Raw genomic sequence first — 14,819 nt, 5'->3', positions numbered from 1 at the left:
GGACCCGACCATGGCCAAGAGCAAGTTCAAACTCAGCGACATCAACAACCTCGACTTCAACAATACCGGGGGATGGCCGCAGGAAGCCAAGGTCGGCGCCTGCGTGCTCGCGGCGCTGGTGATCGCCTTCCTCGGCTGGTACCTCGTCATCCGCGACAAGCAGACGACGCTCGAGGGCCTCGAGGCGGAGGAGGTCCAGCTGCGAGGGGATTTCGAGAAGGAGGCGGCGAAGGCCGCGAACCTCGAGCCCTTGAAGGCCCAGCTCGAGCAGATGGAACAGATGCTGAAGCAGATGCTCCGCCAGCTGCCGTCGAAGACGGAGATGCCCGACCTCATCGTGGACATCTCGCAGACCGCCCGCGCGACCGGCATCAACAACGAGTTGTTCCAGCCCGGCGCCGAAGTGATGAAGGACTTCTACGCCGAGCAGCCGATCACGCTGGAGATGAGCGGCACCTACCACCAGTTCGGGCGCTTCGTCAGCGGCGTGGCCTCGCTTCCCCGCGTCGTGATCATGACCTTCCACGACATTTCGTTGACGCCCAAGGAAGTGCGCCAAGGCGAGCCAGCGCCGCCGCCCGGCACGCTCGGCCTGAAGGGCACGATCAAGACCTATCGCTACTTGGACGAATCCGAGATCGCCGCAAAAGCCGCCGCGGAAGCGGCGACGCCGCAGGGGGGAAGCTAAATGGGACGTATGCTCGCTCGGATTGGCGTGGTCGCCTTGGGGGCCCTCGCGCTCGCGGGCTGCGGTCGCAGCACGGCCGATCTCGAATCCTGGGTTGCAGAGGTGAAGGCTCGCCCGGCACCGCCGCTGGATCCGCTGCCGCCGCTGCGGACCTTCCCGCCGGTGGAGTACACCGCCGAGACGCTGCGAGACCCGTTCTCCGCGCCCGTGGGCAATCGCGACTCGGCCGGCCCACGCCCCGATCCGAACCGCCGCAAGGAAGCGCTCGAAGCTTTCCCGCTGGATGCGCTGCGGATGGTGGGCACGATCGGCACCGGCGCGAACACCATCGCGCTGGTCCTCGCACCGGACAAAGTGACCTACCGCGTGCGGGTCAACAATTACCTGGGGCAAAGCGACGGCCGCGTGGCATCGGTCGCCGCCGAGCGCATCGAGATCGTCGAACTGGTATCCGACGGTGCGGGTGGATGGCTCGAACGGCAGGCCAGCTTGGCCTTGGATGACAAGTAATGGGGACGCGCATGATTACCTCGACGACTGAAGGCGCACAGATGAGCACGAAGAAAATCGCGGCCCGTGCCGCTCTGGCCGCCTGCCTGCTTTGGACGGCGACGTTCCCGGCCCTGGCGGCCAACACCTTGAAGGACGTGCGCTATGCCGCCGGCAGCGGTGGCAAGGTGGACATCACCTTCGAATTCGACCAGCCGGTGGGCGCGGTGAACGCGTTCACCACGGACGTGCCGCCGCGCATCGCCATCGACTTCCCGGAAACCGACAACGCGTTCGACGCCCGCCGTCTCGCCGTGGGTTCGGGTGCCGCGTCGGCGGTCTCCGTCGTCGAGGCCGGCGGCCGTACCCGCGCCGTCGTCGATCTGTTCCGCAACGCCGGCTACACGACGCGCAGTGACGGCAATCTGCTGGTCCTGTCCTTGGAGCCGGGCGCGGCGGCCTCGTCGGCCAGCGCGGTGGCGTCGTCACCGGATCCGGCGAAGCGCCTCGATTCCGGCATCCGCGTCTCCGCGGTGGATTTCCGCCGCGGCGAGGATGGGTCGGGTCGCGTCATCCTCCGTTTCAACCAGGAAGGGGCGCAGGCCAGCCTGCGCCGCGACGGCGATCGCCTCTACGTTGATGTGGAGAACGCCCAGCTGCCGGCCGAGCAGGCCCGTCGTCTCGACGTTACGGACTTCGCCACGCCGGTCACCCGCCTCGACCCGTCGTCGAAGGACGGCGGCACGCAGCTGGTGATCGCGACGGAAGGCCTGTTCGAAACGAGCGCCTACCAGACCGGCAACGAGTACGTGCTGGAGGTGACGCCGAAGGGGGCCGCCACGGCCGCCGTGGGCCAGGCCGGCGCCGGCGCCCAGCCGCAGCGCTATGCCGGCAAGCCCGTGACCTTCAACTTCCAGGACGTGCCGGTGCGCACGATCCTCCAGCTGGTGGCGGAAGAGTCGGGCCTCAACATCGTTGCAGCGGACACCGTGCAGGGCAACCTGACGCTTCGCCTGATCAACGTGCCGTGGGACCAGGCGCTCGACGTCGTGCTGCGTGCCAAGTCGCTCGACAAGCGTCGTGACGGCAATGTCGTGTGGGTGGCCCCGCAGGCCGAGATCGCGGCTTTCGAGAAGGCCCGTGAACAGGCCCGGATCGACCTCGAGGGTAAGGCCGAACTCGTCAACGAGATCATTCCGATCAACTACGCCAATGCCGAGGAAATCGCGACCCTGCTGACGGAGGGTGCGAAGAAGGCCGGTGGTGGCGGCAGCAGCGGCAGCGGCAGCGGTGGCGCTAGCGGTGGCGAGGCCGACAGCGGCTTCCTGTCCCCGCGCGGCAGCGTCAGCTTCGACACCCGCTCCAACACTCTCCTCGTGGCCGATACGGCTAGGAAGGTCGAGGAAATCAAGGCACTGGTGACGGTGCTCGACCGCCCCGTCGACCAGGTGCTGATCGAAGCCCGGATCGTCATCGCGCAGGAGAGCTTCGCCCGCGAGGTCGGTGCCCGATTCGGCCTCAGCGGCCAGGAAAGCGACGTCGTCGTCTCGGGTAGCACGGAGAGCAACCGGAATTACCTGAACGGTGTCGCGAACGCCAACGCTGCGCTGGCCCGTTATCAGTTCGAGCTGGACCTGTACAACCAGGCGATCGCGAATGGCGAGACGGCGACCCGTCCGACCCTGCCGAACACGCCGCTGCCGACGTTCACGAACATCCTCAGCACGCGTTTTGCGAACAGCACGGCCTCCGCGTTGGCCTTCACCATCCTGGGCAACGAGCTGGACCTCGACATCGAGCTGCAGGCGCTGCAGGAGGAAGGTCGCGGCGAGGTGGTGGCCAACCCGCGCGTGATCACCGCCAACCAGCGCGAGGCGATCATCAAGCAGGGCGACGAGATCGGCTATGTCACCATCACGGGTTCGGCCGGTTCGCAGACCGCGACCGTGCAGTTCAAGGAAGCCCTGCTCGAACTGAAGGTCACGCCCACCATCACGCAGGACAACCGCGTGTTCCTGTCCCTCGGCGTGAAGAAGGACGAGGTGGCCGGCTTCATCGAGGTTCCCGGTGGTGGCAGCGTCCCGCAGATCACCAAGCGCGAGGTCACGACCGCCGTGCTGATCAACAACGGCCAGACGGTCGTGGTCGGCGGCATCTATGAGTTCGAGAAGCGCGAGGACCTGTCGAAGGTGCCCTTCCTCGGCGACATCCCGGGTCTCGGCAATCTGTTCCGAAACAAGGGGCGTACCAGCGAGAAGGCTGAGCTCCTGATCTTCGTTACTCCTCGCATCCTTCAGGTCGCGGGCGCCAGCCGCTAAGGCGCCATTGCGGCGTCCCGTTCGGGGCGCAGGCAGGAGAACGGGGCTTCGGCCCCGTTTTTCGTTGTAGGGTGCGCCATGGCCGTGCCGTGCCGATGGAGGGCGTGATGAGCGGGGAAATCCGACTTCAACCCGGGGAGGTGCTCTTCCGCGAGGGGGATGCGCCCACCACCGCGTTCATCCTCGACGCAGGGCAGGTCGAGATCCGCGCGACGCAGCGTGGGCAGGAAGTGCTGCTGGCCCTTCTGGGGCCGGGCGCCATCCTCGGCGAGATGGCGGTGATCGATTCGGCGCCGCGCACGGCGACCGCGGTCGCGTTGACCGCCTGCCGACTGATCGCGCTGGACCGTGCGCAGATCGCCGAGCGCATCGCGGGCGCCGACCCCGTGGTCAGGGCACTGCTGCAGGGCACGCTGCAGCGCTACCGAAGCGTGCTTTCCGCACTTCAGGGCGGCCCCACGCGGCCGGTCGCGTCCGACGTGGTGGACGACACTGCGGGCGTTGGCAAGATGAGGCTGGAATCCCAACTGCGCGCGGCGCTTCGTGACGGTGGCCTGGACGTCCGCTACCAGCCGTTGTTGGAGGTCGCGTCCGGCCGGATCGCGGGCTTCGAAGCCCTCGTGCGCTGGAACCATCCGGAACGAGGCCCGGTCTCCCCGGTCGAGTTCGTTGCCTTGGCGGAAGAGACGTCGCTGATCGTGCCGGTGGGGGAATACGTTTTCGACATTGCCTGCGCGGCGGCCCGTGACTTCATCGACGCCGCCGGACGGCCGCTGTTCGTCGCGGTGAACGTCAGCGCGAGGCAGCTGCGCGAGCCCGGGTTGCTGGAGCGGGTCATCGCGCGGATCGATGCGGCCGGCTTGCCGAGGGGCAGCATCAAGATCGAGATCACCGAAAGCCAAGCGATGGACCCGGTACTGATGCGGGGATTCATCGCCCTCTGCCACGGCCATGGCGTGAAGGTGGCCTTGGACGATTTCGGCACCGGTTACTCGCACCTGACGCAGATGCACCTGTTGCCCTTCGACACCCTCAAGGTCGACCAAGGGTTCGTCCGCAGCATGCTCGGAGACGCGCGCGCGATGGCGATCGTCGAGGCCATCGTCGCGATGGCGAGGGCGCTACGGGCCTCCATCGTGGTCGAGGGCGTCGAGAGCGAAGCCGAGTTGGCGGTGCTGAAGCGCCTCGGTTGCGATTACGCCCAAGGCTGGCTGGTGGGCAGGCCGCGGTCCCGCGACGAACTGCTCCGGAATCCCGGGATGTTGTTCACGTAGGCGGCTCCCGGCTTCGACCCCAGCCCGCGTCGATGCCACGCGGGGACGGGCCGCTCGTCGCCCATCGAGCTCTCGCCGGGCCTGACCGCCCCGATGGCCAGCCTGGAACGGATCGGGGTTCATCGGTTGCTGCCTGTGGTGCGCGAGGAGGCAGACAGGTACTTTGCCAGGCTGAAGTTGGGCGAAATCCGCCCGGCGCGGGTGTGAGGTGGTGACGATGGGCCTAGGCAACACGAACGAACCGGGGGGCATGGCCCTCCACACCAAGATGTTGATCGGTTTTGCCGCAGGCGCGCTGGCCGGCGGTCTGGCCTTCACGTTCGGGCAAACGATCGACGCGAGCGGTGCGCAGCAGGTCCTGCCTTGGCTCGACGCGACGCTGACGTGGGTGACGCAGCCGGTCGGGTCGATTTTCCTGAACCTGCTGTTCATGCTGGTGCTTCCGCTCGTGTTCTCGGCTCTGGTGCTCGGCGTGGTCGAGATCGGCGACCCGAAGGCGTTGGGTCGCATCGGACTGAAAACGCTCGGGTTCATCCTCGCGGTGACGGGAATGGCCGTGACGATCGGGCTCGTGGCGGTCAACGTGTTCCAGCCGGGTGTGGGAATCGATCCGGCGGTTGGACAGCAGCTCATCGCGGAGTCGTCGACGCAGGCGGCCGGCATCGTCGAACGCGGCGAAGCGGCGTCGGCGATGCAGGTGTTGCTCTCGATCGTGCCGCGCAACCCGCTGCAGGCGGGCGTCGAGGGCAACCTGATCGGGGTGATGTTCTTCGCCCTGCTTTTCGGCATCGCCGCGGCGATGGTGAAAACGGAGGGGGTACGCACGTTCGTCGGCACCCTCCAAGGCGTCTATGACATCACCCTGCTGCTGATCAACAAGGTGATCCAGCTCGCGCCATATGCCGTCGCCGCGCTGCTGTTCAACCTGATCGCCGTGAAGGGTTTCGCGGCCCTGCTGCCGCTGGCCAAGTTCGTCGCGGTGGCGGTCGGCGCCCTCGCGGTCCACATGTTCGTGGTGTTCCCGCTGCTGCTTTGGTTCGTCGGTAGGATGAACCCGATCGAGTTCTTCAGGAAGGCGGAGCCGGTCATCCTGACCGCCTTTTCGACGTCGTCGAGTTCCGCCACGCTGCCGACGACGCTGCGCGTGGCCGAGGAGGTGCTGGGCACGCCGAGGCGCATCGGCCGCTTCGTCTGCACGCTGGGCGCTACCGCGAACATGAACGGCACAGCGCTGTTCGAGGGCGTGGTGGTGCTGTTCCTGGCGCAGTTCTTCGGGGTCGAGCTGAGCCTCGGCCAGCAGGTACTGGTGCTGCTCATGTGCGTCCTTGGCGGCATCGGCGCGGCGGGTGTGCCGGGCGGCTCGCTGCCGGTGATCGCCTCCATCCTCGTGATGTTCGGCATCCCGCCGGAGGGCATCGCCCTGATCCTCGGCGTCGACCGCTTCATCGACATGTGCCGGACCACCGTCAATGTCACCGGCGACCTCGTCGGCACCGTCGTGGTGTCCCGAGGCGAGCCGCCGGACCCGGTCGACGGCGTGTCTGCGCCGACCGCCTGAACGGGGCGTCGGGGTTAACAGTCCCGCCTCGAGCTTGCAAGGGCGACGTCAGGTGCCTCGCGGTGGGACAATGGGCGGCCGCGCCCCGCGCCTGCGGGTCGCCGGCCTCCCTCTCCGCCTCCTGCCCAGGCCTGCCGATGACCCGTCCCGCCCGCCGCGACCTCGCGAATGCCGTCCGTTTCCTTGCCATCGACGCGGTCGAGGCCGCCAAATCGGGCCACCCCGGCATGCCCATGGGCATGGCGGACATCGCCGAGGTGTTGTGGAACGACCACCACACGCACAACCCGGCGAACCCCAAGTGGCCGGACCGCGACCGCTTCGTGCTGTCGAACGGCCACGGCTCGATGCTGCAGTACGCGCTGCTGCACCTCGCCGGCTACGACCTGCCGCTGGACGAGCTGAAGCGCTTCCGCCAGCTGCATTCGAAGACCGCCGGCCACCCGGAGCGCCACATCACCGCCGGCGTCGAGACGACCACCGGGCCGCTGGGGCAGGGCATCGCCAACGCCGTGGGCATGGCGCTGGCCGAACGCCTGCTCGCGCAGCGCTTCAACCGCGACGGCCACGTCGTCGTCGACCACTACACCTGGTGCTTCCTCGGCGACGGCTGCCTGATGGAAGGCATCTCGCACGAGGTCTGCTCGCTCGCTGGCACCTGGGGCCTCGGCAAGCTGATCGCCTTCTGGGACGACAACGGCATTTCGATCGACGGCGAGGTGCAGGGCTGGTTCACCGACGACACCGCCAAGCGCTTCGAGGCCTACGGCTGGCAGGTGATCAAGAACGTCGACGGCCATGATCCGGACGAGATCCAGCAGGCCATCGCCACGGCCAAGGCGGAAGCCGAGCGCCCGACGCTGATCTGCTGCCGCACCCACATCGGCTTCGGTTCGCCGAACAAGCAGGGCAAGGAAAGCAGCCACGGCGCGCCGCTGGGCAAGGACGAGGTGGCCCTGACCCGCGAGGCCCTGAAGTGGCCGCACGCGGCCTTCGAGATCCCGGCCGAGATCCGCAGCGCGTGGGACGCCCGCGAGCGCGGCGCCAAGGCCGAGGCCGCGTGGAACGCCCGCTTCGCCGCGTACCAGGCCGCGCACCCGGAACTCGCCGCCGAGTTCGAGCGTCGCATGGCCGGCGAACTGCCCGCCGACTTCGCCCAGGCCGCCAAGGACTACATCGCCAAGCTGCAGGCCGAAGGCCCGGTCGTCGCCTCGCGCAAGGCTTCGCAGATGGCCATCGAGGCCTTCGCGCCGCGCCTGCCCGAGCTCGTCGGCGGCTCGGCCGACCTGGCGCATTCGAACCTGACCACGTGGAAGGGCCAGAAGGCCGTCACCACGACCGACGCCGACGCCCGCTACGTGCACTACGGCGTGCGCGAGTTCGGCATGACGGCGATTGGCTCGGGCCTCGCGCTGCATGGCGGCTTCATCCCGTTCGACGCGACCTTCCTCGTGTTCTCGGACTACGCGCGCAACGCCGTGCGCATGAGCGCGCTGCTGCCGGTGCGCGCCATCCACGTCTACACGCATGATTCGATCGGCTTGGGCGAAGACGGCCCGACGCACCAGCCCATCGAGCACCTCGCCTCGCTGCGCCTGATCCCGAACCACGACGTGTGGCGCCCCGGTGATGCCGTGGAGTCGGCGGTGTCGTGGGCCTGCGCGCTGCAGCGTGCCGACGGTCCGTCGAGCCTCGTGTTCTCGCGCCAGAACCTCGCCCACCAGCAGCGCACGGCCGGTCAGGTGGCCGACATCGCTCGCGGCGGCTACGTGCTCAGCGACCCGGCCTCGGCCAAGTTCGACCTGATCCTCGTCGGCACCGGTTCGGAGCTGGAACTCGCCCGCCTTGCCGCGGTGAAGCTGGCCGAAGAAGGCATCCAGGCCCGCGTCGTGTCGATGCCCTGCTTCGAGGCCTTCAAGCGCCAGCCGCTGGAGTACCGCGAGGGCGTGCTGCCGTCGTGGTGCCGCAAGCGCGTGGTGGTCGAAGCCGGCAGCACCGAGCACTGGCGCGCGATCGCCGGCCTCGATGGTGCGGTGATCGGCATCGACCGGTTCGGCGAATCGGCGCCGGGCGACACCCTGATGAAGCACTTCGGCTTCACCGTCGAGAACGTCGTCGCGGCGGCGAAAGCCCTCCGCTGAACGGGCGGGCGGCCTCGCGCTGCCTTCGACCTCGACCCCGACCTGCGGGATTCGCGACACGGCGCCTTCGGGCGCCGTGCTCGTTTCAGGCGGTCGTCGCGCGAAGCGCGCCGCGGAGCAGCCTCCGCTGCAGCGCCTCGCGCCAGGTCTCGCGGCCGTCGTAGCCCATGCGGGCGATGGTCGCGTCTTCGCGGGCGTCCGCGGTCGATTCGTCGAGCCACAGCGCTGCCCACAGGGCCCGGGCCTTGCCAGCCCGCGTCGCGGTGTCGCGCTTCAGTCGGCCCAAGGCGCGGACGAGATCCTGCTCGATGGGCGTGAAGTCGCTGCCGATCGGGTACTCGGGCAGCAGGCCGTCGCGACGGAAGGGCGCCAGCGTGGCCTCGATCGCCTCCGGGGAATTGCGCGCCCACGGGGTCGGATCCGCACAGTCGAGCTTGCCGGCGGCGACGGCTTTCGCCGCGAGCACCGGCATGAATCGGGCGTCGCCGATGGCGAGCATCGCGCGGATGCAGTCGGCATCGCCCTGGTCGCGCAGGTCGGCGATGCCGTACTCGCTGATCGCGATGTCGCGCAGGTGGCGCGGGATCGTGGTGTGCCCGTAGTGCCAGAGCAGGGAGCTCGACACCTCCGCGCCGCTCTCGCGCACGGCGCGGAACAGCAGGATCGAGCGCGCATCCGGAAGTGCGTGGCCCATCGCCACGAAGTTGTATTGCCCGCCCACGCCGGAGACCACGCGGCCGTCGGCGAGGCCATCCGACACGGCGGCGCCCAGCACCGTCTGCATCATCGTCGTGTTGATGAATCGGGCGTGCCGGCGTTGGGCGGCCCGCAGCCGGGCGTCGTCGGTGCCGAGCTGGTTGATCTCGCTGATGCGCGTCATGCGCAGCCGGAACGGACTGTCGGCGCCGCCGATGCGCTGCAGCCAGCGGTAGAGCTCGCGGCTGCCGAGGAAGAAGCCGCCGTGCAGTGTTTCGCCTTGCGCCTCGCGCAGCGCGAGGTCGGCGGGCGTGGCGGTGCCGGCATTGAGTCGCCCCTGCGCCGCGGCATCCGGAACGACGGCGCGCTTCAGCACGCCGGCTTCGGCCAGCACGCGGAAGCCGTCCATCACCATCTCGCTGCAGCCGAACAGGCCGTGCTCGAACGGCGCGAGCCCGCCGGTGTCGCGCACCAGCGCGGAGGTCGCGGCATCGGGCCAGAGGGCCGCGACGATCCGCCGGTAGTCCGCGTTGCGCGTGTGTCGCAGCACGATGGCGTGGGTCAGGGCATCCGACAGCGCGCCGATCCCGATCTGCAGCGTGCCGCCGTCCTTCACCAGCGTGCTCGCGTACAGACCGATCGCGAATTCCGCGAGCGACACCGGCTGCCGCGGCACGGCGAACAGCGGCGGCAGCGGGCCCGGCTCCAGGACGATGTCGAAGAAGCCGGGCTCGACCGACGCACCGCGCTCAACGTAGGGGAGGTCGGGATGCACCTCGGCGAGCATCAGCGGCCGCGGCAGTCCACGCGCCGCCAAGCCATCGAGGAGGTCGAAGGTGAGGTCGGGGTTGCAGCTCAACGAAAGGCGCCCGTCCGGGCCGCGGGCTACCGACTGCACGATGACGTTGCAGCCGCGCGCCGCGATGCCGCGCGCCGCGTGCGTGTAGTTCAAGCTGGCGTAATGCTGCTGTGCCTGCCGCGAGCCGAGCAGGGCGCCGGAGGGCAGGTAGAACTCCTGCACCTCGATGTTCGGCGGCAGCGCGTCGCGCTGCTGGGCGAGGAACCATGCCGGGTCCTCGAAATCCGCGCCGAAGTGGCGCTCGACGAAGGGCGCGAGGAAGCGCCCTTCGAGGCCGGCCTTCGCCTTCGGGCGGGATAGCGAGAGGGCGCTGAGGATCGTGAGCCGCCGCGACGGGTCGGCGGCGATGCGGGCGTACAGGGCATTGAGCACGCGGTGCGGCTTGCCGAGGCCCAGAGGCGCGCCGACCACCAGATGGTGGCCGGCGTGTTTCAGCAGGTGCTCGATGGCGCCATCGAGCGCCGCATCGGAGGTGGGCGATCCCGCGGGGGAGGCGCGGGACGCCCGGTGCAGCAGGGGTGCGCTCATGGCTCGCGTTCGCGTCGGCCGGTTGGGCGCACAGCGTAGCCCGGGCCGACGTGCGGCGAGCCGTCGATCAGAACGTGGTCCCGATCATCAGGCTGACGACGAGCGGATCGACGTTCGCCGTGCCGATGTTGGCGCCGTTGAGGCGCGCGTCGGCGTCGATGTCGATCCAGCGGACGTCGGCCGTGGCGTGCCAGGTGTCGCTGACGTTCCACAGAAGGCCGGCCTGTGCGGCCAAGCCCCAGCTGTTGTCGAGGTCGACGCGGGTGCCGGCGACGGGGCCGCGCTCCTGCTCGTCGTAGACCCACGTGTAGTTCAGGCCGGCGCCGACGAACGGACGCACCGTCGCCTCGCGGGCACCGAAGTAGTACTGCAGGCTCACCGTCGGCGGCAGGTGCTTGAAGTCGACCGAGCGCGCGCCGTTGAGCGTCGCGGTGTGGCTGAACGGCGCGGCCGCCAGCACTTCGACGGCGACGTTGTCGGTGAGGTAGCGGCCGATCGTGAAGCCCAGCGTCGTCTGGCTGTCGATGTCGAGCGCGAGCGTGCCGGCGAGCGTGCCGTTGCCCGACGTCGGGTTGACGTTGGTGGCGCCGGCGCGCACGAACCAGTCGTCCGAGGCGTGGGCGGAGCCCGCGGCGAGGGCGAGGGCGGCGGCGAGGGCGGCAATCGGGGCAAAGCGGAAGCGGTTCATCTCGGGACTCCTGTGGACAAGGCCGTTGTGCGGTCCCGGCCATCCTCCGACGAGTGCCACGAGGCACCGTTGATATCGATCAACGGGTCATTTGATCGAGGTCAATCAGCGGGGGCCAACGCCGCGTCGAGCAGCGCCGCGAGGCGGTTGCCGGCCTGCCGGAGACGGGTTTCGGCCAAGGGCCGATGCTGCTCGAGGTAGCCGCGGCCGATCGTGCGACGCTCGGGATAGAGCCTGTGGTCGTGGATCGCCTGGCAGCTTTCGATCGCCCAGCGCTCTTCCGGGCGAGTCGATGCGAGCGTGGCGTCGGGCGGCAACGCCGGCCCGCCGCGCAGCTGCCGTGCGTAGGCCTCGGGGTCGAGGCCCGCATGCTTCACCATCGCGCTGTCCCAGAGGCTGTGCAGGTTCCAGCCTTGGCGGTCGAAGCGCAGCTGGGTCTGGTTGCCGCCGCGGTCGAACCCGAAGCCGGCATGGAAGGGCTGGTGCACGTCGCCGACGAAGTGCACGAGGAACTTCAACGCATCACGGCGCTCGGCGTCGCTGCGGGCGCGGTCGGCGAGGATCGCGCGCTGGGCGGTGATCGCGCCGACCACGCAGTCGCCGCCGGGGCAGTCACGCTCGGCGACGAAGGTGCAGGGGTTCTCCCTCGGCAGGTTCACCCAATGCCAGCGGCCGGTATGGCGCCACGCCGGATCGTCGCGCAGGGTGTCGGCCCAGGTGGAAACCCCGGCGAGGGTGGGCTCCGGCTCGCCGGCGAGCAGGCGATGGGCCTCGGCACGCGCGGCGGGGCTGAGCGCCGATTCCGCCAGCGTCCCGACGATGCGGTGCCCGTCGAAGCCCCAGGCCGCCAGCGGGGGCGACGCCAGAGTGGCGACGGCGAGGAGGCCGGCGTTCAAGAGGGAGGATCGCGGGGAGGAACGGCGTGCAACGGGCATGGGGCGGCGGGCGGGGCAGTGTCTCGGCGGGGCGGGTAAACTAGCGCGCTTTCCCCCTCAACGCCCACAGGAGCGCTCCATGGCCATCAAGGTCGGCATCAACGGCTACGGCCGCATCGGTCGCAACGTCCTCCGCGCGCTGTACGAGTCGCAGCGGAATGGCGAGATCCAGATCGTCGCGATCAACGACCTCGGCGACGCCGAGACCAATGCCCACCTGACCCAGTACGACACCGCCCACGGCAAGTTCCCGGGCACGGTTGCGGTGGACGGCGGCGACCTCGTCATCAACGGCGACCGCATCAAGGTGTTCGCCGAGCGCGACCCGGCCAAGCTGCCGTGGGGCGCGAACGGCGTCGATGTCGTCCTCGAGTGCACCGGCATCTTCACCTCGAAGGCCAAGGCCGCTGCGCACCTCGCCGGTGGCGCCAAGAAGGTCGTGATCTCGGCCCCGGGCGGCAGCGATGTCGATGCGACCGTCGTCTACGGCGTCAACCACGGCGTGCTGAAGGCCTCGGACACCGTCATCTCCAACGCCAGCTGCACCACCAACTGCCTCGCGCCGCTCGCCAAGGTGCTGCACGAGAAGGTGGGCATCGTCCACGGCCTGATGACCACCATCCACGCCTACACCAACGACCAGGTGCTGACGGACGTCTACCACTCCGACCTGCGTCGCGCCCGCTCGGCCACGATGAGCCAGATCCCGACCAAGACCGGCGCCGCCGCGGCGGTGGGCCTGGTGCTGCCGGAGCTGAACGGCAAGCTCGACGGTTTCGCCATGCGCGTGCCGACGATCAACGTCTCGGTGGTCGACCTGTCGTTCGTGGCCGCCCGCGCCACGACCAAGGAAGAGATCGACGCCGCCGTGCTCGAGGCCTCGAACGGCGCGCTGAAGGGCATCCTCGGCGTCAACACCAAGCCGCTGGTGTCGATCGACTTCAACCACGACCCGCGCAGCTCGATCTACGACAGCACGCAGACCCGCGTCATGGGCGGCACGCTGGTGAAGGTGCTCTCGTGGTACGACAACGAGTGGGGCTTCAGCAACCGCATGCTCGACACCACGCTGGCGCTGATGGCGGCGAAGTAATCCGCCCCAGCAGCGGCCCGTGGCCGACATCGAGATCCGCCTTGAACGGCTCGAGCAGCTCTACGACCTGCTCGACCCGGCGCCGTTCCGCGACAAGGCGCTCGATCGCGCCGCCGAGGCCTACCTGCTGGAGTGCGCGGAGGACGCGCCGGGCGACGAGCCGCTGCGGCTCCGTGTTCGCATGCCCCCGGCCCTGGTGGTGCGCGAGGCGGAAGTGGCCGGGGCCGTGCATGCCCACTTCGAATGGCTATGGGAGCGAGCGGAAAAGCGACGCATTGCCCGTGTGCGCATGCACCGCCTCGCGATGCTGCTGGGCGTCATCGTGCTGCTCGCCGCGCTCGGCCTTCGCGGGCTTTTCGCGGAAAGTGGCGGCATGGCCGAGGTGCTGCGCGAGGGCCTGCTCATCCTCGGTTGGGTGGCGCTGTGGCGGCCGGTCGAGTGGGTGCTGTTCGACACCTGGGAGCACCGGCAGCGGCGCTCCGCGCTGAGGCGGCTGGCGACGGCCGAGGTTCGGCTGGTGGATGGCTGAGCACCCTCAGGTGCCATCGGCATCGCGCGGCGCGGCGGCGCGCTTCAGCCGGTCGTTCACCGCCGCCCAGGCCGCGGTGTGCGGCGGCAGCTCGGCCAGCAGAACGTCGAAGCCGCGCGCGTCGAGCCGGCGCAGCGCCGCGTAGAGCGCATGGCCGTAGCCGGCGAGGTCGCTTGGCAGCACTTCGCCGTCGATGTCCTTGAAGGGCTGGCCGCGCAGCAGGGCGGCGACCTTCTGCCCACGCTTGGCGAGCTCGTGGTAGCGGGCCACGAGTGGCGCACGCGCCAGCACCTCGACGCCGGCGCGCGGCGCGTAGTGCGAGGCCAGCGTGCCGGAGGCGCGGGGGCTGTCGCCGTCCTTGCCCTCGGCGACGGGGCCGATCACGGCTTCGATCTCGGGGCGGCTGATCCTGCCGGGGCGCAGGATGCGCGGTGTTTCGGTCGACAGATCGACGATGGTGCTTTCGAGCCCGATCTCACATTCGCCGCCGTCCAGCACGATCGGCACGGCGTCGCCGAACTCCTCGCGTACATGGGCCGCGGTGGTCGGCGAGAGCCGGCCGAAGCGGTTGGCCGACGGCGCGGCCACGCCGCCCTCGAACGCGCGCAGCAGGGCTTGGGCCACGGGGTGCGCCGGCACGCGCAGGCCCACGGTGTCCTGCCCGCCGGTGACTTCGTCCGGCACGTTGGCGGCGCGCGGCAGGATCAGGGTGAGCGGGCCGGGCCAGAAGGCTTCGGCCAGCGCTTCGGCGGCGTCGGGCCAGGCGCCGGCCCAGCGCGAGGCGGTTACGGCGTCGGCCACGTGGACGATCAATGGGTGGTCCGAGGGCCGGCCCTTCAGTTCGTAGATGCGTCGGACGGCCGCCGGGTCGTGGGCGTCGGCGGCAAGGCCGTACACCGTCTCGGTGGGGAGGCCGATCGGCTCGCCGCGGCGCAGGGCCGCGAGGGCGTCGTCGAGGGTCGCAGCGCGCGGGGCTTTTCCGTCCATGCGGCCATGCTAGCCGCGCCGCCGACGATGCGACAA

12 protein-coding genes are annotated in these 14,819 nt (G+C 69.6%); 8 read left to right on the top strand and 4 right to left on the bottom strand.

All coding sequences use genetic code 11. The features are described 5' to 3' along the window. Positions 1-10: 10 nt before the first annotated feature. From ACYVAK_RS01765 to tkt, 6 genes are all read left to right on the top strand, one after another. Positions 11-688, top strand: a complete 678-nt coding sequence (locus ACYVAK_RS01765; protein WP_461057367.1) for a type IV pilus inner membrane component PilO — start codon at positions 11-13, stop codon at positions 686-688. After that, entirely contained in the window at positions 689-1,198 is a 510-nt protein-coding gene (locus ACYVAK_RS01760) for a pilus assembly protein PilP (RefSeq protein ID WP_461057365.1), read from the top strand. Between the two features lie 41 nt (positions 1,199-1,239). After that, positions 1,240-3,495 carry a type IV pilus secretin PilQ gene (gene pilQ / locus ACYVAK_RS01755; protein ID WP_461057363.1) on the top strand — a complete coding sequence of 752 codons (2,256 nt, stop codon included), beginning with the start codon at positions 1,240-1,242 and terminating at the stop codon, positions 3,493-3,495. Between the two features lie 107 nt (positions 3,496-3,602). Then, the gene (locus ACYVAK_RS01750; protein ID WP_461057361.1) at positions 3,603-4,769 is read left to right on the top strand and encodes an EAL domain-containing protein; all 1,167 of its coding nucleotides are present in this window, start codon (positions 3,603-3,605) and stop codon (positions 4,767-4,769) included. Between the two features lie 250 nt (positions 4,770-5,019). After that, positions 5,020-6,327 (top strand): dicarboxylate/amino acid:cation symporter, encoded by a 1,308-nt coding sequence (locus tag ACYVAK_RS01745; RefSeq protein ID WP_461057359.1) that lies wholly within the window; start codon positions 5,020-5,022, stop codon positions 6,325-6,327. Positions 6,328-6,464: 137 nt separating this feature from the next. Then, positions 6,465-8,468, top strand: a complete 2,004-nt coding sequence (tkt, locus tag ACYVAK_RS01740) for a transketolase (protein WP_461057357.1) — start codon at positions 6,465-6,467, stop codon at positions 8,466-8,468. Between the two features lie 85 nt (positions 8,469-8,553). Here tkt and ACYVAK_RS01735 read toward each other — a convergent pair whose 3' ends face one another. From ACYVAK_RS01735 to ACYVAK_RS01725, 3 genes are all read right to left on the bottom strand, one after another. Then, a complete protein-coding gene (locus tag ACYVAK_RS01735; protein WP_461057355.1) occupies positions 8,554-10,551 on the bottom strand; it encodes an acetyl-CoA hydrolase/transferase C-terminal domain-containing protein in 1,998 nt (665 codons plus the stop codon). Between the two features lie 67 nt (positions 10,552-10,618). After that, a complete protein-coding gene (locus tag ACYVAK_RS01730) occupies positions 10,619-11,239 on the bottom strand; it encodes an OmpW/AlkL family protein (RefSeq protein ID WP_461057353.1) in 621 nt (206 codons plus the stop codon). Between the two features lie 101 nt (positions 11,240-11,340). Next, positions 11,341-12,135, bottom strand: a complete 795-nt coding sequence (locus ACYVAK_RS01725) for a S1/P1 nuclease (protein ID WP_461057351.1) — start codon at positions 12,133-12,135, stop codon at positions 11,341-11,343. Positions 12,136-12,253: 118 nt separating this feature from the next. Here ACYVAK_RS01725 and gap point away from each other — a divergent pair, with 118 nt between their 5' ends. Next, complete coding sequence (gene gap, locus ACYVAK_RS01720) at positions 12,254-13,267, top strand: type I glyceraldehyde-3-phosphate dehydrogenase (RefSeq protein ID WP_461057349.1); 1,014 nt, start codon at positions 12,254-12,256, stop codon at positions 13,265-13,267. A gap of 19 nt (positions 13,268-13,286) precedes the next feature. Further along, complete coding sequence (locus tag ACYVAK_RS01715; RefSeq protein WP_461057347.1) at positions 13,287-13,796, top strand: hypothetical protein; 510 nt, start codon at positions 13,287-13,289, stop codon at positions 13,794-13,796. Positions 13,797-13,802: 6 nt separating this feature from the next. Here ACYVAK_RS01715 and ACYVAK_RS01710 read toward each other — a convergent pair whose 3' ends face one another. Further along, positions 13,803-14,783, bottom strand: a complete 981-nt coding sequence (locus tag ACYVAK_RS01710) for an L-threonylcarbamoyladenylate synthase (protein ID WP_461057345.1) — start codon at positions 14,781-14,783, stop codon at positions 13,803-13,805. Between the last annotated feature and the right edge of the window lie 36 nt (positions 14,784-14,819).

Source organism: Silanimonas algicola, from assembly GCF_054777375.1.
Note: the sequence above shows the minus strand (reverse complement) of the source record. Positions and strands in the feature narration are given on the sequence as shown.